Raw genomic sequence first — 26,990 nt, 5'->3', positions numbered from 1 at the left:
GGCCCGGCGCGCCTCCCCAGCGCCGGGCCCGGTTTCCGCTCTCTTCTCAGCTGAGCGACGAAGCGACGTGCAGATCGACGTTCTTGGTCTCCGGGGCCATGAACGCGCTCACGATCGCGCCCAGTGCGGCGATCCCGGCGGCGATGTACATCGTGGCCGACAGCCCGAGATTGGCGAGCGACCACGGCGTCGCGAACGTGCCGACCGCCGCGCCGATCCGGCTGATCCCGGTGCACAGCCCCACCGCGGACGCGCGGACCTCGGTCGGGAACAGCTCGTTCGGGTAGATCCATTCCAGAATGGACGGTCCGCCGTTGAACACCGCGTACACCGCGAACGCGAGCGCGATCAGCCACAGCGCGGCGCCCGGTTGCAGGCCGAGGTAGAACAGTCCGGCCGCGGAGATCGCGAAGCCCCAGATCAGGACGGGACGACGGCCGAGCCGGTCCACCAGCAGCAGCGCGGCGATGTTTCCGACGAAGAAGAAGAAATTGATCAGGCCGTACCCGAGGTGCGACAGGTTGCCGCCGCCGAGGTTGAACAGTTCGAGGATCTGCGGCCCGAAGGCGTAGATCGCGAACAGCGGGACGACCGTGCACGTCCAGAAAATCGAAATGAACACGACCCGCTTGAGATACCCGCCGCGCCACAACGCGGACATCGGGGTCTTCGTTTCGGCTTCCGGGAGATCGTCCAGCGTCGCGTGCTCGCCGATCGTCGCGCGCAGCACCTCCAGCGCTTCGGCGTCGCGGCCCTTGCTGTGCAGCCAGCGCGGCGATTCCGGGATGCTGGTGCGGGCGATCACGATCAGCAGCGCGGGCACCGCCGACGACAGCAGCATCCATTTCCAGCCCTGGTCCACGTTCAGCAGGAAGAACCCGACGAACGCGGCGACCGTCGCGCCGACGAACCACATCGCGTTCAGCCCGCCGACCAGCCGCGCCCGCCACGCCTTCGGCGCGAATTCGGTGACCAGCGCGGTCGCGATGGGATAGTCCGCGCCCACCGCGACGCCGATCAGCAGCCGCAGCACGAACAATTGCGCGGCGTCGGCGACGAAGAACTGCAGCACCGAGCACACGATGATCGCGATCAGGTCGATCGTGTACATCAGTTTCCGGCCGATGCGGTCGGTGAGCGGGCCGAACACCGCTCCCCCGATGAACACGCCGACGAGCGCGGACGCGCCGATCAGGCCGGACCACAGCGAGTCCATCTGCCACTGCGGGCCGATCTGCACCAGCGCGATGCCGATGATGCTGAGGATGTAGCCGTCCAGGAACGGGCCGCCGGACGAATACAACGCGAGCTTGCGATGAAACCCGTTGAGGCGGGCCGAATCCAGGGTTGCGCGAACAACAGAGCCGGCTGTGTCCGATGCGCGGTCAGTCTTCATGTCGGTTGGTCTCCTCGCTGCCGACCGCCGCCACGGCGTCGATCTCGATGCGTTTCGTCCCCCGGAACCCGGCGACCTGGACCGTGGTCCGCGGCGGCAGGTCGATGCCGGCGAAACGGTCGAGGTAAGCCTGGTGGTAGGCGTCGAACTCGCCGAGGTCGGCGAGGAACACCGTCAGTTTGAGCAGCGTGCGCAGGCTCCCTCCCGCGGCCCGCAAGGTGTCCTCGAGGTTGTCGAGAGCCACCCGCACCTGCTCGTCGATCGCTTCCGGGACGCTGCCGTCCCGCCGTGCCGGGACCTGCCCGCACGCCCAGATCACTCCGCCGAACACGGCGGCTCCGGCGTAGGGACGAGGTCCGTGCGGATGCGCCACCAGTTCGCGCGAGTTCATCGGCCCTCCCGGTGGTCCGGAATCAGGAACCCGCGCGCGATCGAATACGCGAGAGTCCACAGTGGAGTTTCTACGGACACGCCATGGGTGACCGCTTCGCGATGCCGCTGTTTCCGTTCCGCCGCAGTGGAAATCACCTGACCGTCCGGAACCTCGGACAGCGGACGGATCACCAATCCCGCGACCGGCGGGCGCGGTTCAGCGATGGCGGGCAGCCTCAGCAGGTCCCCGTCAGGCGTGCCGACCGTCCTTTCGCCACCGTCGGAAAGGGACAGTATCCGGCCAGACCGTTCCGCGATGTCCACCGCAGCCCAATCCAGCACCGGACTGCCGGCCATTCCCGGCACGACCAACGTGCCCACCACGGCGGCCGTTTCGCACGCAGGCACGAATGCCTGCAGCGGACCGCGCGAAGCCGGGTCGTGCGCCACGGCGTAGCCGTCGCAATGTTCCAGCCGGAGGCCGACCCGTCCGGCCGGGATCCGGGTCGTCTCGGCGGCCAAGGCGTCGAGCCCGGCGCCCTCGTGGACTTCGGCGGTCGCGATGACTTCGGCCAGGTATTCCGCCTCGCCGCTGCTCAGTCCCGAGGCCCGCAAGGCACGCAGGGAGACCTCGTGGATTTCCCGCACGGACACCCGGGTCCGCACCGTTTCGGCCGCCGAGACGCGCTCGGCCCTCGCCGCGGTCATTGCCCGGCCCCGGGGAACACCGTGTCGAACAGCCGGAGCCAGTTGCCGCCCAGCACCTGCGCCACGACGGTTTCGTCCAGGCCCGCTTCCAGCAATCCTTCGGTGAGGACCGGGAAATCGGCCGGTCCGCCGAACCAGGTGGGCCACACCGGCCACTGCGGTTCCACCGGGACCGCGGACGCGGGCCGCCACCGGCCGTTGCGCAGCCAGGCGACGTAGTCCTGCGACCAGTTCCGCGTGCAGTCGCTGCCGAGCGCGACGTGGTCCGGTCCGATCCGCTCGACCAGTCCCGCGACCATCTCGCAGAACTGCCGCCGGGTCGTCTTCTCGCCGCCGATCACGTTGGGGTACAAGCAACAGCCGAGCACTCCGCCGCGCGCGGCGAGGGCGTCGACGACGTCGTCCGGCTTGTTGCGCGGCGAATCCGCGAAGGACAGCGGGTTCGCGTGCGTGATCGCGACCGGTCCGGCCGAGGCGTCGATCGCGTCGCGGCTCGTGCGGTTGCCGACGTGCGACAGATCGACCAGCATTCCGACGCGGTTCATCTCCGCGACGATGAACCGGCCGTACGCGGTGAGCCCGGAATCGTGCTCGTCGTAGCAGGCCCCGCCGACGAGGTTCTGGATGTTGTAGGTCAGCTGTGCGATCCGCACGCCGAGCCGGCGGAAGACCTCGACCATCCGGTAGTCGTCGCCGAACGGCGAGGTGTTCTGGAAGCCGAGCAGCACGGCGAGCCTGCCGTCGCGCTTCGCCTGCCGGATGTCGTCGGCGTTCTCGGCGAGGACGACCAGATCGGCGTTGTCCCGCGCGAGTTCGTACCAGTCCGCGACCGCGCGCAGCGTTTCCTGCGGGCCTTCCCAGACCGCGCACGTCGCGTTCACGCCGGTGACGCCGCCCGCTTTCAGTTCCTCCAGGACTTTGCGGTCCCAGTTGTTGATCTGCAGTCCGTCGACGACAGTGAGGTCGCCGTGCTCCAGGGGGTCCACTCAGGACTCCTTTCCGGGCTTGCGGGTGAACAGCCAGTCGTCGTCCGCTCCGGACTGGACGTCGTGCGCCCGGGGCGCGCCGGAGAACAGCGTGACGCGCAACCAGTCGGTCGACTGCGGGCTGTAGTTCTCCATGCCGTAGAGGGCGAGCTGGAATCGCTGCAGGTGCAGCGGAAGGAAATCGTCGGCGAGCAGGTTCGCGCGGACCTCGCCGTAGCGGAGCCCGGCGACGGACTGCACGCGCGCGACGATGCCGCGGTGCCACGGGAATTCGAGCAGGAACTCGGCCACCGAACGGCCCGCGCCGGCGGCCGCCAGATCGTGCCGGAGGGCGTGCACGGCGCGGGCGATGCCGATCGGGTGCTCCATCGATTCGCCCGGGTCCTGACCGCGGTTGCCGCGCCGGGGTTCCTCGTTGTCCTCCGCGGAGAACCAGAACCTCGCCTGTTCACCGGGGTCGGTGAAGTCGAACTCGCGGGTCCAGTCGTAGCGGCGGGCAAGCAGGTCGCGCAGCTGACCGCAGGTCTGGGCGAGGTCGACTCGCCGGCGCTGGTCGCACGTCAGCAGGCGTTCGATCTCCGCGTCGAGCGAGTCGTCCAGTTCGACCAGGACGGTGTGCAGCACGGCTCGGGCCTCGGCGCCGAACTCCGCGGCTCGGCCGTCGAGGTCCCGCCACCGGAAACCGCCCGCCGGGAATTCGCTGAGCAGCGAAGCGATTCCGTCGAGTCGTCCGGCCAGTTCGGGACCGGTCAGGTACGGCGCGGTCGCCAGGGTGTCCCGTTCGCGGAAGTACCGGCGCGCGCGATCGAGCAGTTCGCTCGCCCGCCGGACCGAACCGGCGTCCGCCTCGGCGTCGAGGGCATGGGCCAGCGGGAGTTCCCGAGCCGAGCACCAGGCGTCGAGGATGTGCGGATGGTTCACCACGAACGGGACCATGCCGAGCCCGGTCGCGTTGCCGAGGCCGAGGTACCGCCGCCAATCGCCGGAAAGCTGTGCCGCGGACGGGTTTCGGCGAGCGGCGCAATGCTCGACCAGGTCGTAGCTGAACTCGCGCAGCAGCCACGCGGCCAGCATCTGCGCACGGTAGGGCACCTGCAACGGCGGGATTCCGGCCAGCCGGTCGAAGTCGGCGAGACCGAACTTTCCGTTGCTGTAGAAGGCTGTGCTGCGCAGGATGTAGCAGGCGTCGCCCATCGTGGCGCAATCTGGCTCTTCACCGGCAGCCAGTTGCGCCACCACGTAGTCGAAGAACCGCTCGCTGCGGTTCGCCCGAGTCCACACCAGCGTCGCAGCGTCTGCGCGGCCAGCCTCCTGCCGTGGTACTTCACGACGCAGCTCTGCCATCCGAGTGTCCGGAACTGGGCCTTCCACCAAGGCAGCGGTGACATCCCAGCGTTTCGCGATCACGCGGTCGGTGCGCTCGTTTTCCCGCAGTACGGTGGAAAACACCGCGAAGTGCAGCAGCGTGCCATCCGCGTCGATCCGGTAGACGGCCTCGCCGTGGCCGCTGTCGTCGAACTCCCACCGGGTGCGAGACACTGCCCAGCGTTCCCGCGCCGCCTGGCGGAGGAACGACCGCGCGAAGCTGTGCCGGGTGTAGCGGGAAGCGCCCAGCTCCGCCGGGGCGAGCGCGGTGTCCGCGGGCCGGGTCACGATTGTTCCCGGGGCGCGGACGTCCGCAGGTACGCGGTTTTGGTCCAGGTGAAGAACTCCGCGGCGGATTCCCCGTTCTGCTCGCGCGGCGCGGGGAACGACGAATCCTTGAGACCGCCGAACGGCGCGTGCACCTCGGACCCGGTGTTCGGCGCGTTGACCTTCACGATGCCCGCGTCCAGGTCGCGCAGGCACTGCCGCACCGCGCGCTCGTCGTCGGTGAACACCGCCGCGGTGAGCCCGAACCGGGTGCCGTTCGCGAGCCGGATCGCCTCGTCCAGGTCGGCGGCGCGCAGCACGGTGGCGACCGGGCCGAACACCTCCTCCTGGCTGATCGTCAGCTCGGGCGTCCCGGCCAGCAGCGTCGGCGCGACGAACGCACCGCCCTCCGGGCAGTCCGCGCGGGCCAGCACAGTCGCTCCCTCGTCGACCGCCTGCTGGATCGCGCCCTCGACCTCCTCCGCCGCCCGAGCGGACACCAACGGTCCGATCTCGACTCCCGGCGCCGTCCCGGCTCCGACGACGAGGCCCTTGACCCGGGCGGACAGCTCGGCGACCAGGCGGTCGCCGGCGTCGCCGACCGCGATGATCCGGCGAGCGGCCGTGCACTTCTGCCCGGTCCCGCTCATCGACGCGGTGACCAGCGCGGCGGCGGCCTGGGCCGGGTCGGCGTCGGGCAGGACGATCGCCGCGCTGTGCCCGCCGAGTTCGAGCTGCACCTTCGCGCCGCGCGGCACGACAGCGGCCTGGATCGCGCGGCCGACCGGCACCGATCCGGTGAACGTGACACCGGACAGCTCCGGCCGTTCCACCAGCTCGGCGCCCAGCGATCCGGGCGCGAGCAGCAGGTTGAGCACGCCGTCCGGAACCCCGGCCTCGATCAGGATCTCGGCGAACGCCACCGCCAGCGCGACCGTGTCGCTCGCCGGCTTCCACACCACGGAGTTGCCCCACAGCAGCGCGGGCGCGAGCTTCCACGCCGGGATCTGCACCGGGAAGTTCCACGGCGTGATCACGCCGACGACACCCAGCGGACGGCGCACGGTCCGCACCACCTCGTCCGGGTTGCCGGACGGGTAGAGCACGCCGTCGGCGCTGCGCGCCCGGCCCGCGTGGTAGTGCAGCGTCTCGACCGAGGCGGCCACCTCGCCGCGCGACTCCGCCAGCGTCTTGCCCTGTTCCCGGGTCATCAACGCGGCCACCGATTCGGCGCGCTGGGCCAGCAGTTCCGCGGCCCGCCGCAGCACGAGGCCGCGCGCGATGACGCCCTGGCGATCCCATTCCGGCTGCGCCGCCACCGCCGCGCGCACCGCCTCGTCCAGCAGTTCCGGCCCGGCCGTCCGGTACTCGGCCACGATCTGCGCGGGATCCGCCGGGTCGGTACTCCGCGCGACCGGTCCGTCGCCGGGAACCCACCGTCCCGCTACGAAGTGCTGCAACGACAATGCGTGATCCACGGGTGCTCCTCGACGTTCGCGACGGTGCTTGTCGTCCATGACGCTAAGTCGCGCGGAACACAGAGTGAAGTATCTATTGCCTACGCGCTGATAAGGAACCATTATCAGCGGCGTGGAACTCCGCCAGCTTCGCTACTTCGTCGCGGTCGCCGAGGAACGCAGCTTCCGCCGCGCCGCCGAACGGCTGCACCTCGCTCAGCCCGCGCTCAGCCAGCAGATCGCGAAGCTGGAGAAGGAACTGTCCGTGCGGCTGCTCCTGCGGACGACCCGAAGCGTCGAGCTGACCGAACCAGGTCGCGTGCTGCTGACCGAGGGCCGCCGCGTGCTCGCGGGCAGCCAGCACGCCCTCACCGCGGTCGCGCACGCCGCACGCGGCGAACTCGGGCTGCTGCGGATCGGGTTCGTCAGCTCGGCCGCGCTGGAAATCGTGCCCGCCACCGTGCTGGAAATGCGGCGGCAATGGCCGGATGTCCGATTCGAACTGACCGAATCGACCACCGACGCGCAGATCGCCGCGCTCGGCGACGGTCAGCTCGACGTCGGCATCGCCCGCGAGGTCGGCGATGCGCCCGGACTCACCGTGCACCCGCTGGGCCGGGAACGGCTGATCGTGGCCGTGTCCGAGACGCATCCGTTGGCGGACAAGGAAACCGTCGAGATGGCGGAGCTGGCCGACGAGCCGTTCCTCGCCTTCCCGCGGACGCGCGTCTCGCGGTTGCACGACCACATCGAGACGCTGTGCCTGCGGTCCGGATTCCGGATGCGCGTGGTCCAGGAGGCGGTCCAGTTCCCGACCATGCTCGGCCTTGTCGCCGCCGACACCGGCATCGCCATCGTGCCGAACGCCTTGCGCGCCTTGCAGTTGCCCGGACTTCGCTATCTCGCCCTCGCCGATGCGGGCGCGGTCTCGACCGTCTCGGCGATCTCGCGCACCGACCACGAGAACAACCCGGTGGTCGACCGTTTCCTCAGCGTCGCGCGTGCCGGATGATGGCGCGGTGGACTTCGAACCGCACCGCGGCGAACTGACCGCTTACTGCTACCGGATGGCCGGCTCGTTCCACGAGGCCGAGGATCTGGTGCAGGAAACGCTGCTGCGCGCGTGGAAAGCCCGCGACCGGTACGACCCGGCCCGCGCTTCGGTCCGGACCTGGCTGTACCGGATCGCGACGAACGTCTGCCTGACCGCTTTGGAGGGCCGGGCCCGGCGTCCGTTGCCGTCCGGTCTCGGCGCCGCCAGCGACGATCCCGGCGCGCCGCTGCGACCGGCGACGGACATCCCGTGGCTGCAACCCTTCCCGGACGCCCGCTGCGACGCCGACACCCGCGCCGGACTGCGGCTGGCGTGGGTCGCCGCGACCCAGGTCCTCCCCGCACGGCAACGGGCGGTCGTCGTGCTCCGGTCGGTGCTCGAGTTCAGCGCGGCCGAGGTCGCCACCCACCTGGAGACGACCGTTCCGGCGGTCAACAGCGCGCTGCAACGAGCCCGCGCCGCACTCGCCGGCGCGGGCGGGATGGACGAGATCGCCGAACCGGACGACGCGGAAACCCAGGCCGTGATCGACCGGTACGCACGAGCCTTCGAGGCCGCCGACGTCGAGGCGCTCGTCCGGCTGCTCACCGACGACGCGATCCTGGAAATGCCGCCGGTGCCGCTCTGGTTCCGCGGCAGCGAGGACTACGGCCGGTTCATGCATCGGGTCTTCGAGATGCGCGGAGCCGGCTGGAGCGTCCGCGGCCTCGCCGCCAACGGGCAGCCCGCGCTCGCCGCCTACACCCCCGACCGGCAGTTGCACACCCTGCAAGTCTTCACCGTGGCCGGCGGGCGGATTTCGCACAACGTCGTGTTCGCCGATCCGCGCGTTTTCAAGGCGTTCGACCTGCCGCCGAAGATTTTTTGACTTTCGCCGATGAGTTCGCTCGGCGCCGCCGGTAAGTACTGGCGACACCGATTGAAGGGAACTCCGCCATGAGCGTCATCGTCATCGCCTTCACCACCCTCGACGGCATCTCGTCCGATCCGGACGGCTCGTCGGCCGCCCCGGACGGCGGCTGGGCGTTCCGGCACGGCCCGGAGTCCGTGGCGGGCGACAAATTCCGCCTGGGCGCCACGCTGGACGACGGGGTCCTGCTGCTCGGCCGCAAGACCTGGGAGCTGTTCTCCGGTCTGTGGCCGCACCGCGACGACCCGTTCTCGCGGCGGATGAACGCCGTACCCAAGCTGGTCGCCACCAGCACCCTCGCCGACACCAGCGCGTGGCAGAACTCGTCGGTTCTGGAGGGCGACCTGGTCGACGCGGTGAAACGGGAAGGGCGCGACGTCGTCGTCACCGGCAGCCTGAGCGTCGTGCACACGCTGATGGCAGCGGACCTGGTCGACGAATACCGGCTGCTGACCTTCCCCACCGTCCTGGGCCGCGGCACCCGCCTGTTCCCGGACGGCACCCGGCTCGCGCATCTGGAATGCACGTCGGCTGAACGCGTTGGCGCGGCGACGCTTTCGCGGTACGTGCGCGAAAATTCGGTGGATGGTTCCGGGCGCTAGGCCGTAGCGTCGGGGGCCATGTTGCTGGTTGTCTCGGGCGCGTCCTGCGTCGGCAAAACCACCGCTCGCTTGCACGCGCGGCATCTGCTCGGCGAAACGTACGAGACCGCCGAACTGAGCACGCTCGGCCCGATCCCGGCCGCGCCGACCGTCGCGTGGCGGCAGGAGCGAGTGGAAGTCGCGGTGCGACGCGCGATCGCGCTCGAAGCCGAGGACAGGCACCTGCTGCTGGCCGGCGATCCGATACCGGTCGGCGAAGCACTGGCGGCGCCGAGCGCGGACCGGATCGACATCGCCGGTTGCCTGCTCGACCTCAGCGACGAGGCCCACCTGGCTCGGCTCGCCCGCCGCGGCGAGCCGAGCCCCGCGAATCAAGCATTCGCGGCGTGGCTGCGTGCGCACGCGCACGACCCGGGTCATCTTCCGGAAGCTGTCACGACGGACGCCTGGCCGGAAATGCGCTGGGACCGCTGGGTCGGGCGCACCCCGGGCCCGGAGTGGGCGACAACGGTGATCGACACGTCTTCGCTCGGCCCGGCAGAGGCGGGCGAGGCAGTCGCGGACTGGTGCCGCCGCGCCGTGGCAGGCATCGCTCCGGTCTTCCGCGCGGGCTGGTTCGCCCGCTGACCGTCCGTGCGGGGAACCCTCATCGACCCTGCTTCCCTCACGGACCGGCGAACCGGCCCATCGGTCAGTCGGCGTAGCCGTGTTGGTGTGCGTAGTGCACCGCCTGCGCCCGGGTCCCGCAGCCGGTCTTCGCGAAGATCCGGTTCACATGCGTCTTCACCGTCGCCTCGCTGACCTGCAGTTCCCGCGCGATCTCCCGGTTCCCCCGGCCCGCCGCGACCAGCTTCAGCACGTCCACCTCCCGCGCCGTCAGCCCGTCCTGCGGCGGCGCGGCCGGACGCCGGGCCGCGGCCAGCAAAGTCCGCTGCACCGACAGGTCCATCACGGTCTGCCCAGCCGCCGCCGCGTGGATCGCGCGGCCGATCTCGTCGCCGTTCGCCGCCTTGGTCACGTAGCCGACCGCGCCCGCGTCCAGGGCGCGCACGATCGACGCGCTGTCCGCATAGGTCGTCAGCACGACGACCCGCGTGCCCGGCAGGTCCGCGACGATCCGCCGGGTCGCCGCCGCCCCGTCGCAGCGCGGCAGATCCAGGTCCATCAGCACCACATCGGGCTGCAGCCGCAAGGTCTCCTCGATCGCCGCGGCTCCGTCGCCCGCCTGTCCGACGACCTCGATGCCGGGCAGCAACCCGACCAGCAGCACCAGACCCTCCCGCACCGCGGGCTGGTCCTCGGCCACGAGCACGCGCACGGTCGTCATGCCGGGATCCTCGCCGACAATCGCCAGCCCGCGCCGTCCGGGCCCGCGGTCACCTCGCCGCCGACCAGTTCCGCACGCTCGCGCAGACCGGTCAAGCCGTACCCGGCGCCGGGCAAACCGCTGCCGGAACCCGTCCGGTTGACGACCGTCATCGTCACCGCGTCGTCCAGATAGGACAGTTCGACCGACACCGGCGCGCCCGCCGCGTGTTTGCGCGCATTGGACAGTCCTTCTTGGACAGTGCGGTACAGCAGCAGGGTGACGTCCGCGGGGAGTTCGCGCGGCTCGCCGGTCACCTGGATCGACGCGTTGTCCGGCAGCGAGCCGAACAACTCCGGCAACGCCATCGGATCGCCGCGCAACGCGTGCACCGCCCGCCGCGTCTCGATCAGGCCCTCCTGCGCCAACTGCCCGGCCTTCCGCACGCACGCGGCGAGTTTCTCGTCCGGCGACGGCAACTCGGCCACCAACCGTGCCGCCGCCTGCAAGTGCAGCGACAGCGCCGAAAGCGAATGCGCCTGGATGTCGTGGACCTCCCTGGCCAGCCGCGCGCGTTCCTCCAGCGTCGCGCCCCTGGCGACGGCTTCCTGGGTGAGCCGCGTCTGGTCCAGCAGGTCGCGGGCGTGGCGCGCCTGCACCCGGTACTGCCGCCGGTTGAGCCCGAGCAGCACCACGACCGACACCGCGAGCGCGTTTCCCGCCACGAGCCCGCCCGGCTGCCCGGCGAGGTATCCGCCGGCGGTTGCCGCGACCCCCACGGCCACAGCCACGGTGATGATCTCCGCCGGGGTGATCGCCGCCAGCGAGGACAACACGAGCAAGGACAGGCAGACCAGCGACGGTCCGGTGAGGCTCGGGTCCGCGACCGCCACGACCGCGCCGAACAGCGCGGCCAGCGAGAGCAGCACGCCCGCCGCCCGCGGCCAGCGGAGGTCCAGCGCCCCGAACGCCAGGCCGCTCGCGGCGGAAGCGGCCAGCGGCACCCGCTCCCACTCCGCCGCGGGCTGCGCGGTGACGAGAATCGCGACGAAGGCCGCCGGCGTCAGCAGCCGCATCAGGACCAGCGGCAGCCGAGTCATCGCATTCCCTCCCCTTGGGCGTCTTCGCTGCTCAGCGTAGTCAGGCCCGCACCGGCTGCCCGTCACGGACGGGTTCGAGCCGCCGGGATCGCCACAGCACCCCGCCCGCCCGCACCGCGACCATCGCCAGCGCCATCAACACGAAGAACAAGCCCACCCCGTCCTCGTCCAGATGCGTGCTGACCAGGAATTCGCCGACCTGCACCGCGAACGAGCGCACGTTCTCCACCGCCCACACGAACACCAGCCGCCCGACCAGCACGGCGAGCCAGATCAGCAGGTACGGCCAGCCAGCCCAGGTCTGCACGCGCCCGGTGCCCGGACTGCGCTCCACCCGGGTGGTCGCGATCAGCCCCGCCCCGGCGATCGCCCCGACGACGGCCCCGGCCAGGCCGGCCACCAGGTTCGGCGCGGTGAGCGAGATGCCGCCGGTGAAGTACAGGACCCCGATGACGGTGCACGAAACGAACGGCATGATGCCCATGACCAGGTTGTGCCGATGGCGGCCCACCTGGGTGAAAAGAACGAGAGCGAGCAGGATCCCGCCCATGACGAGAGCGTCGGTCATCACGGCCTTCTTCTGGATTCAGGCGGGCCGGAACACCCGCCCCCTCGACGCTAGGGAGCGGACCCCAGCGAATCGTCCAACCATCGACCGATTCCGGGTGGACGTGACGTACACCCGGAATACCGGGACCGGCGCGGCTCCGCCGGTACACTGTGGAGCGTCAGCGGCCGAAGACGGCTGGGCGCGATCAAAAGCCGTGGAGCCGGACGAACGATGATTCCCGCATTGCTGGTCCTGTCGACCGCGGTTCTGCTGCGCGCGCTCGCGGCCAAACAGCTCGACCGGTGGAACATCGCCGCGCCCGTGCTGATGGTGCTGTGCGGGGTCGCGACCGCGTCGTTCGCGAATCCGGGAAAACTGCTCGACCTCTTCGACACGGAAATCGCCCAGCACGTCGCCGAACTCATTCTCGCGATGCTGCTTTTCGTCGACGCCACCGAGGTCCGCGGCGGACGGCTGTGGGGACACGCGCCCAGCCTCGTCGCGCGGGTGCTGTTCCTCGCGCTGCCGCTGAGCCTCGGGCTGGCCATGCTGGCGGGCTGGGCGTTCTTCCCGGAACTGTCGTGGCCGTTGCTGCTGATCGTCGCGTGCATCGTGATCCCGAGCGATTTCGCCGCCGCCGAACGCGTCGTGCGGGACAAAACCCTGACACCGCAAGTGCGCAGCGTGCTGAACGTCGAAAGCGGCTACAACGACGGATTGGTCTCGCCGCTGTTCCTGTTCGCGCTCATCCTCGCGCGCAGCGACAACACCGCGAATACCGCCGGGAAAGCACTCGCGACCGCCTTGCCGTTCGCGATCAAAGCCATTGTCGCCGGTGCTGTCATCGGCACGGCGATCGGTTTGCTGCTGTTCCTCGCCGTCCGCGCCGGCTGGACATCCGGGCAAGGACGGCGCATCGCCCTCCTCACGACTCCACTGCTGACTTATGCGGCGACAGTCGCCATTGACGGCAACGGATTCGTCGCCTGTTTCGTCTCCGGGATCGCCTTCCGCTACGTCTACCGCGCTTTCGCCGCACGGCACCTCCGCACCGCGCACAGCCCCGCCCGGGAGCATTTCGCCCGCCCCTCGGAAGACCTGCGACTGCTCGAAGAGGTCACCGGAATCCTGACGATGGCGATGTGGTTCGTCGTCGGCGGGGCGGCGGTCGTCATGGTGTCCTTCGGCGTGCCGTGGCAGCCGATCGTGTTCTGCCTGCTCGCGCTGACCGTCCTGCGGATCATCCCGGTGATGCTGTCGCTGACCCGAACCCGGATGTCGCGCCGGGACCGGTTCCTCGTCGGCGCGCTCGGCCCGCGCGGCACGACGTCGGTCGTGTTCGGCCTGCTCGCGATCAACGGCCTCACCGGAGCGGAAAGCGACCTTGTCTTGACCCTGACGGTGGTCTGCGTCCTCGGCAGCGTGGCCCTGCACGGACTCGGCTCGACACCGCTCATCACCCGCCTGATGACGCCTCGAACGCACCGTCCGTCCGCATAGCGTGCACGCATAGTAGCCAGCGTTTTTCGGGCCATCACCGGACTTTCCCTGGTTTTTCTCCCCCGCGCGGGTGGCCTCCGGACAGTGCCCGTAACATTCCGTGACCGCCGGCAGAGTAAGGGTCAAGCGCGACGCACCACGTCGCAGTTCCGCGCAGAGGACCCCGCTCATGTCCGCACCCACGCTCGCCGAACCCCAAGCCGGACGGCACCGTTCCGGCAGCGTGCGCGTCGTCGCCGTCATTCCCGCGCACGACGAAGAAGCCCAGATCGCGCATACCGTCGCCGCGCTGCGCGGGCAGGACCGGACCGTTGACGAGGTCTTCGTCGTCACCGACAACTGCACCGACAACACCGCCACAGCGGCTTCGTCCGCCGGAGCCCGAGTCCGACCGTCCGCAAACAACACGCACAAGAAGGCCGGCGCCCTCAACCAACTGCTCGCCTGGCTGCTGCCACGGCTGGACGAGGACGACGTAATCCTCGTCCAAGACGCGGACTCCGCTTTGGACCCGCACTTCGTCAGCACCGCACTGCACCACCTCGACCACGGATACGGCGGCGTAGGCGGAGTCTTCCGCGGCGGCCCAGGCGGCGGTTTCGTCGGCCACCTGCAGCGCAACGAATACGCCCGCTACGCCCGCGACGTGCACCGGCTCCACGGAAAATGCCTGGTACTGACCGGAACCGCGGCGATGTTCCGCGTCCGTACCCTCCGCGAAGTCTCCGCCGCGCGGCTCGCCGAACGCCTGCCCGCGGGCGACGGTCACGGCGGGATCTACGACACCACCGTGCTCACCGAGGACAACGAACTCACTTTCGCCCTGCTGCACCTCGGCCACCGGGTGATCTCACCCAGTGCCTGCACACTGGAAACCGAGGTCATGACGAGCTGGAGTGCACTGTGGACACAGCGCCAGCGGTGGAAGCGCGGCGCGGTCGAGAACTGTGTCCAATACGGACTGACCCGCGTCACGTGGCGGTACTGGGGCAGGCAGCTGATGACCATCGCGGGCGTACTGGTCAGCGGCATCTACCTGACCGCCCTCGCGATCGCCCTCTGCCACGGCGGCCTGCACCTCAACCCGTGGTGGCTCGGCATCTCGGCGATTTTCGTGGTGGAGCGAGCCGTGACCGTGCGCTACCGCGGCTGGCGCCAGATGCTGCTCGCCACGTCGATGTACGAGCTGGTGCTCGACTATTTCCTGCAAGCCTGCCATCTCAAGGCATACGCGGACGCACTCCTGCGCACCCGCAAGAACTGGTGAACACCCGCACCCGGAAGAGAGAACCCCATGTACCAGAAAATCGGCGCGGCCTCGGCCGCGGGAGTGACCGGCGGACTGGCGTTCACCGGAGTGAACGTCCTGTGGCTGCTGCTGGCGGGATTCGCTTTGCTGGCAGCGGGAACGGCCATGCTGCGGATTTTGCCGAGGGTGCGGAAGCAGGAGCTGTAGCGGCGCTGTCCTGAGCGCTCTCGCAGCATCGGAGGCGCGGATGCCGAGCGAAATCGACCTGCGCCCCCGACGGCCGCGGACAGCGACTTCTGTTTCCAGGTGCACCGGGCCGCGTTGGGCGAGCATGTCGCCGCGATCTGGGGCTGGGACGACGAAATCCAGCGTGGGTACCACGACCGTGCCTTCGTCCCCGGCCGATGGCGGGTGATCACGGCCGACGGAGCGGACGCCGGTCTGCTCGTGGTCGAGTACCGGTCGGCTGAGGTCTGTCTCGGCCGGATCGAACTCGACCCGCGGTACCAAAGCCGCGGAATCGGCGGGCGGCTGATCCGCTGGCTGATCGGCGTCGCGGCGGAACGGGGACAGCCGCTCGTGCTCGAGGTGCTCATGGTCAACACCCGAGCGCACGCGTTCTGCTTGCGCCACGGTTTCCGCGAAACCGGCCGACACGGAAGGAAAATCCTCCTGGCCCGAACCCCAGGCCAGGAGGATTGACGTCAGCCCGCGTCAGTCACCGTCCCCGTGACGTCCACATCCGGTCCGGACTCCTTCGGCTCGCCCGTCAGATGCAGCAGCACCTGCTTCGCCGGATCCGCACCGTCGTGCCGCACGGTCGGGATCGTCAGCTCGCCGCTGGTCTTTCCCGCCGGAATCCGCACCACCACCGTCAGCCGGGCCCCTGACAACGGCTGCTTCTTTTCCGGATCGACGCCGTGCTCGATCAGCCACTCCGGATCGACATCGGACGTCATCAGTTCCGGACCGTTCTTCGGCGGCCGCACCTCCCCGAGCACACTGAGGTCCGCATCGGCCGCTGTGGACAGCCGGACCGGCCACGTCAGCGCGGTGCCCTCGACCGCTGTCACGTCTGACTTCCCGACGCTGATCTTCGGGGCCGGGTCGTCGTTCTCGACGTTCAGCGAGCCCTGCGCCGACCCGACCACCGTGCCGCGGGTGGCCTTCACGTCGGCCAGGATCCGGTACGGCCAGCTCCACCGGGTGTTCCCGACGACCGTCGCGGGCAGGTCGAGCGTGTGCTGGCCCGGCGCGAGCGTGACCGCCTGGTACGTCCACTTCACCGGCATCGGCGAGACCGTCTCCGGCCGGAAGACGCGCAGCGAACCGCCGCCGTCGCCGGTCACCGTGACCGGGATCTGGTACGTCTTCGACCCGGAATCGCCTTCCTTGACCGTCAGGGCGCCGAGATCGACCCGCGTCAGCGGAGCCGGGGCCGGATCAGGCAGGCCGGGCCGCCACGCGTACACGTCCAGCAGCCACGCTTCGCTGCCCGAGGTCCGCGGCGTCAGCTCCAGGCTCGCCACCTCCTGGTGCGGCGGCAGCGGGACCCGGACTTCCTGTCCCCAGAACGACCTCGTCCGTTCGGTCCCGGCCAGGCCGGCCACCGTGAACGAGCCCAGTTTCGTGCGCACGCCCCGGGAATCGGCGACCGCGACGTCGAACGAGGCGGCCGGGGCGTTCTCCGGCGCGATGACCCGCATCGCCAGCGCCCGCGCGCCGCCGGAGGAAACCGGGCGGGGCAACTGGATCTGCGCCGGAGCACCCGCCGAGCGCACATGCACCGCGGTGCGGGTCGGGTCGGGCGCGTCTTCCAGCCCGACGAAATGCGGCGATTTGGAGGCGCCCGAGCTGACGAGGCACCGCTGATCCGGGCCGACCTGCTGGCAGACGTCCGCGCTGCCGGCGACCTTGGTCGACGAATCCGGGACCAGCACTGGCGTCCGCGCGCCGCCGAGGGCGTGCGACAGCACGCGGGCCGGATCGGCGGACGGGGCGCGCACGCCGGAACCGTCCAGCAGCGGCTCCATGCGCAGATCGTGCTTCTGGAACAGCTGCGCCGCCGCGGCGACATAGGTGGCGCCGACCGCCCGCTGCTGCGCGTCCGTCAGCCGCGCGGGCACGCCGGGCGAGCAGTTCGGATCCGGCTCGCGGGAGGAGAAATCGTCATTTGCCGGGGCCACCGCGACGCCCGGAGTCCATTCGGCATTGAAGTAATTGTGGTTCGCGCCCGAGACATAAAGCGCGCTGTGCAAGGCCGTGTCCCGGCTGACGCCGCGCGCCCCGTCGATGTATTGCTGCCCTTGGAGGTCCGAGACGTCGCCGTCGCACGAAGGCAGGAAGGTGACCGACGGGACGTCCGGCACCGGGTTGAGCCCGAACACGGTCGGCGCGATGAGCACGTCGCCGCGGATCTTCCAGCGGACCGGCCCGGAGAACCCGGTGTCGCCCGGCGGCGGGTACAAACTGTCCGTCGCCGCGCGGTTCACGCCCTCGCCGCCGCGGGAATGCCCGACCAGCAAGACATTCGACAGGTCCGCGGCCGGAGCGTCCCGGACTATCTGCGGGGCGGTCGCGCGGGCGCTGCCGGACCAGTCCGCCCAGTGCGCGAGGTGCAGCCGGACCAGCGACGACCGGGCCTGCGCGCCGCCGTCCTCCGCCGCGTGGTCGAGCGCGTTGATCGCGTTGGCCGAAATGGACACTGTCAGGAATCCCTGCGACGCCAGCAGTTCCTGGGTCTGCAGGTAGCCGCGGTAGCTCGGGATCGGCAGCATCCCGGTCTTGCACGGCCAGGCCGTCGAGTAGTCGCGCGGATCAGCCGGGTTGTAACACGGCTGATGCCGGCCGTGCAGGAACACCACCAGCGGCCGGTTGCCCGGCGCGTGCTTCGGCGCGACGACCACGCCCTGCATCTCGATCGGCCCGTCCAGTCCCGGCAGCCGCACCGGGTCGAGCGAGTACTCGCCCTTGACCGTCGAGAACTGCCCGGGTTTACCGGGATCCACCGCATTAGCGGGCAACTCCGGCAGCGGCGCCGCAGCCGGTTGCTTCGCCGTCGCGCGAGGCGGCTCGGTCAGCGAACGGCCGCCGACGCGCGCCTCCAGCCCGCGCAGATCGCGGATCCCGCCGGCCGGCAGCGAGAACGTCCGCAGATCAGCCCGTGGCTGGGCACGGCCGAGCAGCTTGCCGCCGGACCAGAACTCCACCGCACCGTCGCCGAACAGCGGTTTCGGCGCGGTCCAGACCAGCCGGCCGTCGGCGACCCGCCACTCCGGCGGCGACGCCGGGCCGGCCGGACTCGCCGCCGCGGGCTGCGCCAGCGTGACCGCCATGACCGCGGCCGCCGCGATGGGGACAAATTTGCGCAGAAGGACCTTCACTGGGTGCTCCCTCCCCGATGATCTTTCTTTTCTACCGGGAAAGCAGCCCGCCGTGCCAGAACGGCGTCCGGGAGTTCAGGCCCGGTTCTCCGCCAGCGACCCGGTGCGCAGACCGGCCACCACGATCTCGCCGAACGCGTCGCCGATCTGCCGGGGCGTCATCTCGCCGCGCGGATCGAGCCAGGTGTGCGCCCACGCGGCCACGCCGATCACCGCGAACGCCAGCACCCGCGCCGTCGCGACCGGTTTGAACGCACCGCTTTCGATTCCGCGCTCGACCACCTGCGTGACCAGGGCTTCGAACTCGTCGCGCTTGCGCTCGATCGAGGCGAACGTCGTGCTGGAAAGGAACCGGCGCTCCTGCTGGAAAATCGAGATCTCGGCCCGGTAGATGCCGATCGGCTCGACCAGCACCTCGGTCATCACCCTGCGGAGCACCCGCTCCGGCGCGCCGCCCTCGGCGAGCACCTCGCGGATCCGCCGCAGCTGGAAATCCATGAACTGGTCGTGGATTTCGTGCAGCACGTCCTCTTTGGTCTCGAAGTGGTAGTAGAACGCGCCTTTGGTGAGCTTCGCGGTGTCGACGATTTTCTGCACCGAAGTGGCGTGGAACCCGTCCTTTTCGAACAGCTTGAGCGCGGCCTCGACGAGGGCCCGCCGGGTGGCGTCCGGATCGCGCGGCGCCCTGGCCCTGCCGTCGCGTTTGCCCGTGGACGGCGGGACAGCGGGCATCGAAGTGCTCCTCACTGGCCGGGCGGCCGCGGCTACGGAGCCCAGAAGGTAACAAACACTCGCCCCTGGACGACGCGGAATCGGCAAGTCGGCCGCTTCGCACCAGGGCAGAACTGCCGGCAGCGCGCGCCCGCAGCAACCGGCTGGCACGAACGGAGCAACGATCCCGGCTTGTCAGGGACCGGAAAGACAGTGCGCGGATGGCGGCTCTCCCGCGGTTCTCCGTGCCGCACACCGCCGGCCTGGAGCAGTTCCGGGCCGCCAACACCGGCGCGCCGGCCACCCTCGCCGCGTCGGGCGTCAAGGAAACCGGCCTGGCCGCGGTCGCCGACGAGGTGCTGGCCGAGCCCTGCGCCAGCCCTCGTCCAGTGCACCGCCGCGACCTGGAAACCTTGCTGCACCAAGCTTTCAGGCCCGCATAGCCGTCTCAGCCCATTCCTCGAAGGAGGTCAGCGGAATCCCGAGCTCCCGCGCGAACTCGGGCCGCGCCGGTTGTCCGAGTTCGTTCAGCATCTTGTGCGAAAAGCCCATCGGCGGCATGCCCGCGGCAAGCGCCTCCTCGACGGTCATGTCCGGCACCGGCAACGGCACGCCCAGCACGCGCGACAGAATCGGCGCGATCTCCGCCATCGACCGGTAGTCGCTCGCCAGTTCCAGTTCGACCCGGTGGAACCGCTCCGGCTCCGCGATCGCCGCCGCGGCCGCCCGGCCGATGTCGCGCGTCGCGGCCAGCGACAGCCGGGTTTCCGGACGCAGGATCGTCACCAGCCCGCCCTCGATGCCGCGCGGGAACACGTACTGCGTGGCCGGCAGGAAGTTCTCCATGAAGAACCCCGGCTTGAGCAACGTCCACCGCGGGAATTCCGCCGCCCGGAGCCGATCCTGGATCGCCGCCTTGGCCTCCATCGACGGAGCCAGGAACGCCCAGCGCTCCTCGGCCAGTTCCGGCGACCCCGCCCCGCTCACCGAGGTATGCACGAACTGCGGCACGCCCGCGTCTTTCGCCGCCTCGATGAGGTTCACCGCCTGGGTCACCTCCCCGGCGAAATCCGGCTCCGGCCCGCTCATGTCCGGCATCTGCACGCTGAACACCGCCCGCGCGCCCTTCACCGCCCGAGCCAGCCCGTTCTTCTCCAGCAAATCCCCGGCGACGAGCTCGGCACCCGCCGCCTCGACCGCCTTCGCCCGGTCCGACGCCGGATCCCGGACCAGCGCCCGGACGGGAACGCCTGCCGCCAGCAGTTCGCGCGCCGTCGCGCCGCCCTGCCGTCCCGTCGCGCCGACCACCAGTACCGGTGCTTCCTCATCCATGATTCTCCCTGGGAACGATAAGTGGCGGGGCCCGCCGTTTCGTGTCCGCTACGATACGGCGGGGCCCGCCACTTAGCAAACCCGGAGGTCACGCCATGCCCGGCCAGCAGCGCGCGGACGCGCGACGCAACTACGCACGGATCCTCGAAGTGGCCGAGGCGGAGGTCGCCGCGCACGGCGCGAACGCGTCGCTGGAACAGATCGCGCGCACCGCCGGAGTCGGCTCCGCGACCGTGCGACGGCACTTCCCCACGCGGCACGCCCTGCTCGAAGCCGTTTCGCGGGAACGGATCGCGCTGCTGGCCGCGCGCGCCCAGGAACTAGCCGGCGAAGCCGACAGCCGCGCCGCGCTCCTGGAATGGCTGGACGACGTGGTCAGCTACTGCGTAACCGCGCGCGGTCTCGCGGCGGCTCTGGCGTACGACGTGCCGGATCCGGCGCACGGCAACTCCTGCTCGACAACCCTGGAGGAATCCGCGGCGCCGCTAGTGGCCCGAGCCGCTCGCGACGGGGCCGTTTCGCCGGAGGTGACGGTCGGCGACCTGATCGCGTTGATCGTCGGCGTCACCCTGACGACCGAACGCCATCCGGAACCAGCCGCCGAAGCCAGTCGGCTGTTCCGGATCGCGGTGGCGGGAATCAGCCCACAGCGCTGATCGCCGCGGCAAGCCGGTCGGCGACCGTGCGCGGCTCGCGCCCGAGAAGTTCGGCCAGCAAGGTACTGGATTCGGCGAAATAACCGGCCCGGGCGGCCTGGTACCAGCTCAGCATCAGCCGGGCCGCCTGCTCCGGCCAGCCGGTCGCGACCTGGTCGGCAACCCACTGTTCGTCATCGACGACAAGCCGTTTGACGCTCCGGCCCGTGAGACTCGAAGCGATCTCGGCAAGATCGTCGAAAGCGACCGCGGCCGGAGCGGCGAGCGCGACGGGACCGTCGACCGCCCGGGCGCCGGCCAGGACGACCGCAGTGGCCTCGGCGATGTCGGCACGGTCGGTGTACGGAACGGGCCCGTCTTCCGGCTGCGCGATCTCGCCGGTCCGCTGCCACGGGCCGAGCACCTGGTCAAGCGAGCCGTAAGCACCGTTGCGCAGTGCGGTCCAAGCAACCCCGGAGCCGGCGAGAATCGCCTCGGTGGCGAGATGGAAATCCGACGGCCGGTACGGGTTGCCCGGAGCAGCGCCGTGCTGGCTCGTGTAGACGATCCGCCGGACGCCGGCCGCGACAGCCGCGTCGATCGCGCTGCGGTGCAGGCTGACCAGGTCGGCAGCCGGGTCGTTCCCGGAGATCAGCAGGACCTGCTCGGCGCCGGCGAAGGAGTCGCGCAGCGCGGCCGGATCCTCGTAGGAACCGCGCCGCACGCGCACGCCGAGGTCGGCGAAATGCCGCGCCTTGGCGGTATCGCGGACGCTGACGCCGATCTGGCCGGCCGGCAGGCGCTGGAGGAGGTGCTCGACGACGGCGCCGCCCAGCCCTCCGGTCGCGCCGGTGACAACGATCATCTCTTCCCTGCCCGAGTCATAAGTTGACCCCACTGGTCAACTTCTCCTCCGCTCGACTTTAGGTAAGCTGACCAAGCTAGTCAACTTAGGTCGCGGGACGACGGCGAGAGGAGCACGGTGTCTCCGGAATCCCGGCTGCGCGCCGACGCCAGGCGCAATTCCGAGCAGATCCGCTCCGCCGCGATCGGCGCCTTCCAGGGCCGCGGCCTGACGGTTCCGCTGGAGGAGGTCGCGCGAGCGGCGGGGGTCAGCAAGGCCACGATCTTCAACCGGTTCGGCGGCCGGATCGGACTCATCGAGGCCGTGATCGAAGAGGTCGTCGCGACGGAACTGTTCGCCGTCATCGACCGCATGCGGACCATCGACGACGTCGGCGAGCAGGTCGCGTACTACCTCGCCGCGCTGCGCGACCTCCAGTACCGCCAACCCGCCGTCAACGACGTCCTGCTGCAGATCTATCCGGATTCGCCGCAGCTCATGGAGATCTGCCGCGTCGGCGGCGAAGCCAACGAAGAACTCGTCGCGGCAGCGCGGACCGCGGGCGTGGTGCGGCCCGAGTTCACGGCAGACGACCTCCATGCGCTCGTCGTCGACAACGCCCTCGCCCTCAAACACGGGGAACTGCCCGCCCGGGACGCCTACGACCGCCGCACCGCCTACCTCCTGGACGGAATCCGCGCTCTGGACTGAGGCCGCCCAGCCCAAGCGTCGATCCCGGCGAGCAGCAACTCCAGCCCGAACTGGAACCGCTCCTCGAAATCGAGCATGGACTCCACCGGCCCCGCCTCCAGGTGCACGTACTTCCGCGCCCCCAGCACGCCCTTCAGCACCTCGACCTCGTCCCCGGTCGCGCCCTGCTCCTCGAGCGTTTCGCCGAGCACGTAGCAAAAAACCGCGCTCGTCGCCCAGATCGCCCGCTTCCGCGGCAACCCGGACGCCAGCAGACCCCCGAGCAGACTGTCCACAAAGGTCAGATTGCTGCGCTTCGCCGCGTAGTTCCCGCCGACGATCCGCGCCCCGTCCCGGTGCGCGAGCAGCGCCGTGCGCAATCCGGCGGCCATGCTCCGCACGCGGCCCTTCCAATCGCCGTCCTCCGCGGGCAGCTTCGCGACCGCGCCGGCGAGGATCGCCTCGGCCATCTCGTCGATCAGCGCGTCCTTGCCGTCGAACAGGCGGTAGATCGCGGGCAGGTGCAGCCCCATCCGGTCGGCCAGCTGGCGCATGGTGAGCGCCTCCAGCCCGCCCGCGTCGACCAGGTCCAGCGCCTCGGCCACCGCCCGCTCGGCGCGCGTCGCCGCGATTCCCGCCCGTTTCGTGCCGGTTGACATGTTAACGATGTTACCAATACTCTCGCCGAGGCGGCAAGTAACAACGTTAACAAAGGAAGGGAAGCCGATGCCCCCGAATGCCGGAACCGCCGGGCAGCTGGACGTCTTCGTCCGGCAGCTGCGCTGGGAAGCCGACGGCGTCGTCTCGCTCGACCTGGCGGCCACCGCCGGGAAACCGCTGCCGAGCTGGGAGCCCGGCGCGCACATCGATCTCGTGCTGCCGAACGGCGTCGAGCGGCAGTACTCGCTCTGCGGTCCGCCCGGCGAACGCTCGTACTACCGGATCGGCGTCCGCCGGGAACGCGCGAGCCGCGGCGGTTCGGAATACGTGCACGCGTTTCTCCGCCCCGGCCAGCGTCTCGCGATCAAAGGCCCGCGGAACAATTTCGGTTTCCACCCCGCCCAGTCGTACGTCTTCGTGGCGGGCGGCATCGGCATCACCCCGATCCTTCCGATGGTCCGCGTCGCGGCCTCCCAGGGAGCCGACTGGCAGCTGTACTTCGGCGGCCGCACCAGCACGTCGATGCCGTTCCTCGGCGAACTCCGCGGCTACGGCGAGCGCGTGCACTGCCACCCGTCGGACACCATCGGCCGGATTTCGTTGTCCGCATTGGAAAAGCCCGTCGAAGCGGGCGCGAAGGTCTACGCCTGCGGCCCGGCTTCCCTGCTGTCCGATTTGGACACCGCAGCGGAGAACTGGCCCGCCGAAGCACTGCGCTTGGAACGCTTCAAAGCCCCGCAGGCCGCCCCCGCGGAGAACAAGCCGATCGAAGTCGAATGCGCGGCCTCGAAGAAGACCGTGTCCGTCGGCGCCGGCGAAAGCATCGTGAGCGCACTCGAAAAGGCCGGCATCCGCCCGGCGACCTCATGCCGGTCCGGAATCTGCGGCTCGTGCGAGACCAAGGTGCTCGACGGCGTCCCCGACCACCGCGACGGCATCCTTTCCGCGAGCGAACAAGCGGCGGGCGACCGGATGTTCGTCTGCGTGTCCCGCGCCCGCACCCCACGCCTCGTCCTCTACCTGTGACGGGAGAGATCATGACCACCGCGGCCGACGCCTACACCCCGATCACCATGGCGCGCATCCGGGAGATCATCGGGTTCCCGGACCAGTTCATCGCGGAGAAGAAGGAACCGCGGCTCGGCGAGTTCGCCATGCGGTTCATCGCGCACAGCCCGTTCTTCTGCGCCGCCACCTTCGGCGCGGACGGCCTGATGGACGTCAGCCCGAAGGGCGACCCGCCCGGTTCGGTGCGGATCCTCGACCCGTGGACGCTCGCCATCCCCGACCGGCCCGGCAACAAACTCGCCGACACCTTCGAAAACGTCACCGCGACTTCGTCGATCGGGCTCGTCTTCTTCGTGCCCGGCCTGCGCGAGGTGATCCGGGTCAACGGCGACGCCTTCGTCACCGACGACCCGGAACTGCTGGGCATGCTCAGTGCGGACAGCAAACCCGCGGTGCTCGCGACGGTCGTCCGGGTGCGCGAAGTGTTCGGGCAATGCGGAAAAGCCGTCATCCGGGCGAAACTGTGGGAGGGCGACACGCGCGGGCTCGCCGAAGCGGCGACCCTCGGCGGCGATTTCTACACGCTCTCCATCGCCGAACAGGCGCAGAAAATCAACAACAGCCTCGGCGATCTCGTCAACGGCGGCCTCTACGACGTGGTCGAGGAAAACTACCGGACCGAGCTGTTCTAGAAACTCCGTTGCTCCCGCCACGAAGCTCTGCCTAGTATCCGTTTTGTGCGATCTCGCCCCTCTTTCCTCACCGACGAAACCATCATCCGCGCACTCGCCGAGCATTGGCAGCCCGTCTCCGAGATCGCTTACCTGCCTTGGGGTTTCGGCGCGCACCACTGGCGCGCCGGCTCCCTGTTCGTCACGCTGGACCAGCTCGAACCCCGGCACACCGCGGCGTCGCTGGAAAGCACTTACGCGAGCACCGCCGAACTGGCCGCCGCCGGGCTGGCGTTCGTCTGCGCCCCGGTGCCGACACGTTCCGGCCGGTTCACCGTCGGCACCGGAGTCGGCGCGCTCAGCGTCACCCCGATGCTGGACGGCCGCAGCCCCGCGGAAGACGAAGTCGACAAACCGGCAATCCTCGCCGCGCTCGACGCCCTGCACCGCACCCCGCCGCCCGCCGGACTGCGCGAGTGGGCACCGCAGGCCGGCCCCGGCTTCGCCGACGAGCTGCGCGCCCGCACCGCCGTGCCATGGACATCCGGCCCGCTGGCCGAAGATGCCCGCACCGCCCTCGCTTCCCGCGGCGACGCGATCAAACGCTGGAACGACCGCTACCTCGAGCTGGCCGCGCTAGCCGCCTCCCGGCGCGGCTCCTGGGTCCCGACCCACGGCGAACCCCACAACGACAACCAGGTCGTCACGCCCGACGGCCTGCGCCTGGTCGACTGGGAAACCCTCGCCGTCGCCCCGCGCGAACGCGATTACGCCGACCTGCCCGGCACCCCGGGCCTGGACCCGGAAATGACCGAACTGTTCGCCCTCGACTGGCGGCTCTCCGAACTGCGCGAGTACGCGGACTGGTTTTCCGCGCCGCACACCGGGAACGAGGACGACGTCATCGCACTCGAAGGCCTGCGCGAGGAACTAGGGCTCGGCTGACAGCGGCCTCAGCCGCTCAGACCAGGCTGTTCTCCTTGGCAGGCAAGGTGTTCCGAGTGGCGAGGCCAACAGCTCGGCCGACGGTATTGCGCAGCGCCAGCCCGTACCGAGTTCGCGGAACAAGCAGCGTGGCGACGAGGCTGACACGCCGACGCCTCGGATCCACCTGCCGCCGTTGTTTCGCCTCGTAGACCTGAAAAGCTCGCGCATGATCGCCAGGATGCGCTGCGAGCGCTTCGGCCAGCGTGTGCGCGCCTGCCATCGCCATGCTCGACCCGTCGCCGAGCAGCGCTACCGCGGACGCCGCGTCGCCGAGCAACGCCACGCGGCCGCGCCACCACTGGTCCATCCGCACGTTGGCGAGCGGATCGAAGAACGGTGTGGGGTGCTTCTGGTACGCCTCGACCAGTTCGGGGCTTCGCCAGCCGATTCCCGCGTACGCCTCGGCCACCATGCGCTTGTGCAGCGCGATGTCGTGACGGTCGTAGCCGGGCACTCGCCCGCTGCGGAAGGTGAACATCGCGAGCGGTTTTCCCTGGGACGGACGGAGGGTGAGCATCCGGCCGGGCGCAGTGAACATCACCGCCGTCTCCGGGTCGTCGAGGGCACTGGGCTCCACCGGCACCGTCGCGCTGTACAGGCCCAGGCTGGTCGTGAACTGCTCCGCAGGGCCGAAAACCATGCGGCGTACCGGGGAATGGATGCCGTCCGTGCCGACGACCAGGTCGAAACGGCGCGGCGGCGACCGGCGGAAGGTGACCGCGACGCCCGACCGGTCCTGCCGGAGGCTGGTGATCGTTTCGGCGAAGAGGAACTCCGCGTCGTCCCGCGCTGCCCGGTGCAGCACCGCGGACAGGTCAGCCCGGGTTACCTCGATCGACTGCGGAGAAGCCGTCGGGACCCGGAGAAGCTGCCGCCCGTCCGGACCGAGCAGCGAAAGGGCGCTCGCCCCGGTAGCGACCTCGCGCAACCGCGGGAGGATGCCCATGCTCCTCGCGACGGTCAACGCCGGCTGCTTGACGACGACGGCGCTCCCGCCGGACCGCAGCTCTTTGGCCTGCTCGACGACCGTCGGCCGATACCCGTGCCGGGCCAGCCAATACGCGAGAGCCGGACCGGCGATGCCGGCACCGTGGATCAGGACGCGCGAAGGCGCCATAGCCGCAACCTTTCCGAAGAGGGAAGCGACGAGCGCCGCGAGCAGGCTTCGAAGCCCGGGCGCGGGTTCTCAGGTACGCCACTCGTCGTACCTGCAAGTCAAACACGCCCTTCAGGTACGATGCAAGACG

Annotated in this window: 29 protein-coding genes; 14 read left to right on the top strand and 15 right to left on the bottom strand. The window is 70.0% G+C overall.

The window, feature by feature from the left end:
* Window positions 1-46: 46 nt before the first annotated feature.
* The 6 genes from H4281_RS28850 to H4281_RS28825 are packed head-to-tail and all read right to left on the bottom strand — an operon-like array spanning window position 47 to window position 6,572.
* Entirely contained in the window at window positions 47-1,396 is a 1,350-nt protein-coding gene (locus H4281_RS28850) for an MFS transporter (protein WP_182894050.1), read from the bottom strand.
* Window positions 1,386-1,787, bottom strand: coding sequence for a RidA family protein (locus H4281_RS28845; RefSeq protein ID WP_182894049.1), 402 nt, complete (start codon window positions 1,785-1,787; stop codon window positions 1,386-1,388). The genes H4281_RS28850 and H4281_RS28845 overlap by 11 nt, the downstream gene beginning before the upstream one ends.
* Window positions 1,784-2,476 (bottom strand): hypothetical protein, encoded by a 693-nt coding sequence (locus H4281_RS28840; protein ID WP_182894048.1) that lies wholly within the window; start codon window positions 2,474-2,476, stop codon window positions 1,784-1,786. The genes H4281_RS28845 and H4281_RS28840 overlap by 4 nt, the downstream gene beginning before the upstream one ends.
* Window positions 2,473-3,462 (bottom strand): membrane dipeptidase, encoded by a 990-nt coding sequence (locus H4281_RS28835; protein ID WP_182894047.1) that lies wholly within the window; start codon window positions 3,460-3,462, stop codon window positions 2,473-2,475. The genes H4281_RS28840 and H4281_RS28835 overlap by 4 nt, the downstream gene beginning before the upstream one ends.
* Complete coding sequence (locus H4281_RS28830) at window positions 3,463-5,115, bottom strand: hypothetical protein (RefSeq protein WP_182894046.1); 1,653 nt, start codon at window positions 5,113-5,115, stop codon at window positions 3,463-3,465.
* Window positions 5,112-6,572 (bottom strand): aldehyde dehydrogenase family protein, encoded by a 1,461-nt coding sequence (locus H4281_RS28825; RefSeq protein WP_312872194.1) that lies wholly within the window; start codon window positions 6,570-6,572, stop codon window positions 5,112-5,114. Before H4281_RS28825 ends, H4281_RS28830 begins: the two co-directional genes overlap by 4 nt.
* Window positions 6,573-6,684: 112 nt before the next feature.
* Between H4281_RS28825 and H4281_RS28820 the strand changes: the two genes are divergently transcribed.
* The 4 genes from H4281_RS28820 (at window position 6,685) to H4281_RS28805 (ending at window position 9,744) form a co-directional block, all read left to right on the top strand.
* Window positions 6,685-7,563 (top strand): LysR family transcriptional regulator, encoded by an 879-nt coding sequence (locus H4281_RS28820; RefSeq protein ID WP_182894044.1) that lies wholly within the window; start codon window positions 6,685-6,687, stop codon window positions 7,561-7,563.
* A 7-nt stretch (window positions 7,564-7,570) separates the two neighbouring features.
* On the top strand, window positions 7,571-8,473 hold the full coding sequence (locus H4281_RS28815; RefSeq protein ID WP_312872193.1) for an RNA polymerase subunit sigma-70: 903 nt from the start codon (window positions 7,571-7,573) through the stop codon (window positions 8,471-8,473).
* 68 nt (window positions 8,474-8,541) lie between these two features.
* Window positions 8,542-9,117 (top strand): dihydrofolate reductase family protein, encoded by a 576-nt coding sequence (locus H4281_RS28810; protein WP_182894042.1) that lies wholly within the window; start codon window positions 8,542-8,544, stop codon window positions 9,115-9,117.
* Between the two features lie 18 nt (window positions 9,118-9,135).
* Window positions 9,136-9,744: a hypothetical protein gene (locus H4281_RS28805; RefSeq protein WP_182894041.1), complete on the top strand. Its 609-nt coding sequence runs from the start codon at window positions 9,136-9,138 to the stop codon at window positions 9,742-9,744.
* A gap of 64 nt (window positions 9,745-9,808) precedes the next feature.
* On the opposite strand, the gene H4281_RS28800 is transcribed toward H4281_RS28805, so the two are convergent.
* From H4281_RS28800 to H4281_RS28790, 3 genes are read right to left on the bottom strand one after another with little or no spacing between them, the layout of a single operon-like run.
* The gene (locus tag H4281_RS28800) at window positions 9,809-10,444 is read right to left on the bottom strand and encodes a response regulator transcription factor (RefSeq protein WP_182894040.1); all 636 of its coding nucleotides are present in this window, start codon (window positions 10,442-10,444) and stop codon (window positions 9,809-9,811) included.
* Window positions 10,441-11,523: a sensor histidine kinase gene (locus tag H4281_RS28795; protein ID WP_182894039.1), complete on the bottom strand. Its 1,083-nt coding sequence runs from the start codon at window positions 11,521-11,523 to the stop codon at window positions 10,441-10,443. Before H4281_RS28795 ends, H4281_RS28800 begins: the two co-directional genes overlap by 4 nt.
* 40 nt (window positions 11,524-11,563) lie before the next feature.
* Complete coding sequence (locus H4281_RS28790; protein WP_182894038.1) at window positions 11,564-12,091, bottom strand: DUF1453 domain-containing protein; 528 nt, start codon at window positions 12,089-12,091, stop codon at window positions 11,564-11,566.
* 213 nt (window positions 12,092-12,304) lie between these two features.
* Between H4281_RS28790 and H4281_RS28785 the strand changes: the two genes are divergently transcribed.
* The 4 genes from H4281_RS28785 (at window position 12,305) to H4281_RS28770 (ending at window position 15,524) form a co-directional block, all read left to right on the top strand.
* The gene (locus tag H4281_RS28785) at window positions 12,305-13,573 is read left to right on the top strand and encodes a cation:proton antiporter domain-containing protein (RefSeq protein ID WP_182894037.1); all 1,269 of its coding nucleotides are present in this window, start codon (window positions 12,305-12,307) and stop codon (window positions 13,571-13,573) included.
* 169 nt (window positions 13,574-13,742) lie between these two features.
* Complete coding sequence (locus H4281_RS28780) at window positions 13,743-14,840, top strand: glycosyltransferase family 2 protein (protein ID WP_182894036.1); 1,098 nt, start codon at window positions 13,743-13,745, stop codon at window positions 14,838-14,840.
* 27 nt (window positions 14,841-14,867) lie between these two features.
* Window positions 14,868-15,029: a hypothetical protein gene (locus H4281_RS28775; RefSeq protein ID WP_182894035.1), complete on the top strand. Its 162-nt coding sequence runs from the start codon at window positions 14,868-14,870 to the stop codon at window positions 15,027-15,029.
* Window positions 15,030-15,128: 99 nt separating this feature from the next.
* The gene (locus H4281_RS28770; protein WP_312872192.1) at window positions 15,129-15,524 is read left to right on the top strand and encodes a GNAT family N-acetyltransferase; all 396 of its coding nucleotides are present in this window, start codon (window positions 15,129-15,131) and stop codon (window positions 15,522-15,524) included.
* Between the two features lie 2 nt (window positions 15,525-15,526).
* Here the strand turns inward: H4281_RS28770 and H4281_RS28765 are convergent, their stop codons facing one another.
* The gene (locus H4281_RS28765) at window positions 15,527-18,205 is read right to left on the bottom strand and encodes an alpha/beta hydrolase (protein ID WP_237600773.1); all 2,679 of its coding nucleotides are present in this window, start codon (window positions 18,203-18,205) and stop codon (window positions 15,527-15,529) included.
* Window positions 18,206-18,280: 75 nt separating this feature from the next.
* Window positions 18,281-18,937: a TetR/AcrR family transcriptional regulator gene (locus H4281_RS28760; RefSeq protein WP_220507994.1), complete on the bottom strand. Its 657-nt coding sequence runs from the start codon at window positions 18,935-18,937 to the stop codon at window positions 18,281-18,283.
* A gap of 200 nt (window positions 18,938-19,137) precedes the next feature.
* On the opposite strand from H4281_RS28760, the gene H4281_RS28755 reads away from it, so the two are divergent.
* Window positions 19,138-19,359, top strand: coding sequence for a dehydroquinate synthase/iron-containing alcohol dehydrogenase family protein (locus tag H4281_RS28755; protein WP_182894033.1), 222 nt, complete (start codon window positions 19,138-19,140; stop codon window positions 19,357-19,359).
* On the opposite strand, the gene H4281_RS28750 is transcribed toward H4281_RS28755, so the two are convergent.
* Window positions 19,346-20,248: an NmrA/HSCARG family protein gene (locus H4281_RS28750; RefSeq protein ID WP_182894032.1), complete on the bottom strand. Its 903-nt coding sequence runs from the start codon at window positions 20,246-20,248 to the stop codon at window positions 19,346-19,348. The two genes, H4281_RS28755 and H4281_RS28750, sit on opposite strands and share 14 nt — an antisense overlap.
* Before the next feature lie 95 nt (window positions 20,249-20,343).
* On the opposite strand from H4281_RS28750, the gene H4281_RS28745 reads away from it, so the two are divergent.
* Window positions 20,344-20,904, top strand: a complete 561-nt coding sequence (locus tag H4281_RS28745) for a TetR/AcrR family transcriptional regulator (RefSeq protein WP_182894031.1) — start codon at window positions 20,344-20,346, stop codon at window positions 20,902-20,904.
* Here the strand turns inward: H4281_RS28745 and H4281_RS28740 are convergent.
* Complete coding sequence (locus H4281_RS28740; RefSeq protein ID WP_182894030.1) at window positions 20,888-21,748, bottom strand: NmrA family NAD(P)-binding protein; 861 nt, start codon at window positions 21,746-21,748, stop codon at window positions 20,888-20,890. The two genes, H4281_RS28745 and H4281_RS28740, sit on opposite strands and share 17 nt — an antisense overlap.
* Before the next feature lie 117 nt (window positions 21,749-21,865).
* Between H4281_RS28740 and H4281_RS28735 the strand changes: the two genes are divergently transcribed.
* Complete coding sequence (locus H4281_RS28735; RefSeq protein ID WP_182894029.1) at window positions 21,866-22,438, top strand: TetR/AcrR family transcriptional regulator; 573 nt, start codon at window positions 21,866-21,868, stop codon at window positions 22,436-22,438.
* Here H4281_RS28735 and H4281_RS28730 read toward each other — a convergent pair.
* Complete coding sequence (locus tag H4281_RS28730; protein WP_182894028.1) at window positions 22,405-23,076, bottom strand: TetR/AcrR family transcriptional regulator C-terminal domain-containing protein; 672 nt, start codon at window positions 23,074-23,076, stop codon at window positions 22,405-22,407. The two genes, H4281_RS28735 and H4281_RS28730, sit on opposite strands and share 34 nt — an antisense overlap.
* Before the next feature lie 67 nt (window positions 23,077-23,143).
* Between H4281_RS28730 and H4281_RS28725 the strand changes: the two genes are divergently transcribed.
* The 3 genes from H4281_RS28725 to H4281_RS28715 are packed head-to-tail and all read left to right on the top strand — an operon-like array spanning window position 23,144 to window position 25,701.
* Window positions 23,144-24,103: a PDR/VanB family oxidoreductase gene (locus H4281_RS28725; RefSeq protein ID WP_182894027.1), complete on the top strand. Its 960-nt coding sequence runs from the start codon at window positions 23,144-23,146 to the stop codon at window positions 24,101-24,103.
* Between the two features lie 11 nt (window positions 24,104-24,114).
* On the top strand, window positions 24,115-24,777 hold the full coding sequence (locus H4281_RS28720) for an MSMEG_1061 family FMN-dependent PPOX-type flavoprotein (protein WP_182894026.1): 663 nt from the start codon (window positions 24,115-24,117) through the stop codon (window positions 24,775-24,777).
* Between the two features lie 45 nt (window positions 24,778-24,822).
* The gene (locus H4281_RS28715; RefSeq protein ID WP_182894025.1) at window positions 24,823-25,701 is read left to right on the top strand and encodes an aminoglycoside phosphotransferase family protein; all 879 of its coding nucleotides are present in this window, start codon (window positions 24,823-24,825) and stop codon (window positions 25,699-25,701) included.
* Between the two features lie 16 nt (window positions 25,702-25,717).
* Here H4281_RS28715 and H4281_RS28710 read toward each other — a convergent pair whose 3' ends face one another.
* Window positions 25,718-26,860 carry an FAD-dependent monooxygenase gene (locus H4281_RS28710; protein ID WP_182894024.1) on the bottom strand — a complete coding sequence of 381 codons (1,143 nt, stop codon included), beginning with the start codon at window positions 26,858-26,860 and terminating at the stop codon, window positions 25,718-25,720.
* Window positions 26,861-26,990: the final 130 nt, after the last annotated feature.

Source organism: Amycolatopsis dendrobii (assembly GCF_014145675.1).
Taxonomy (GTDB): domain Bacteria; phylum Actinomycetota; class Actinomycetes; order Mycobacteriales; family Pseudonocardiaceae; genus Amycolatopsis; species Amycolatopsis dendrobii.
Note: the sequence above shows the minus strand (reverse complement) of the source record. Positions and strands in the feature narration are given on the sequence as shown.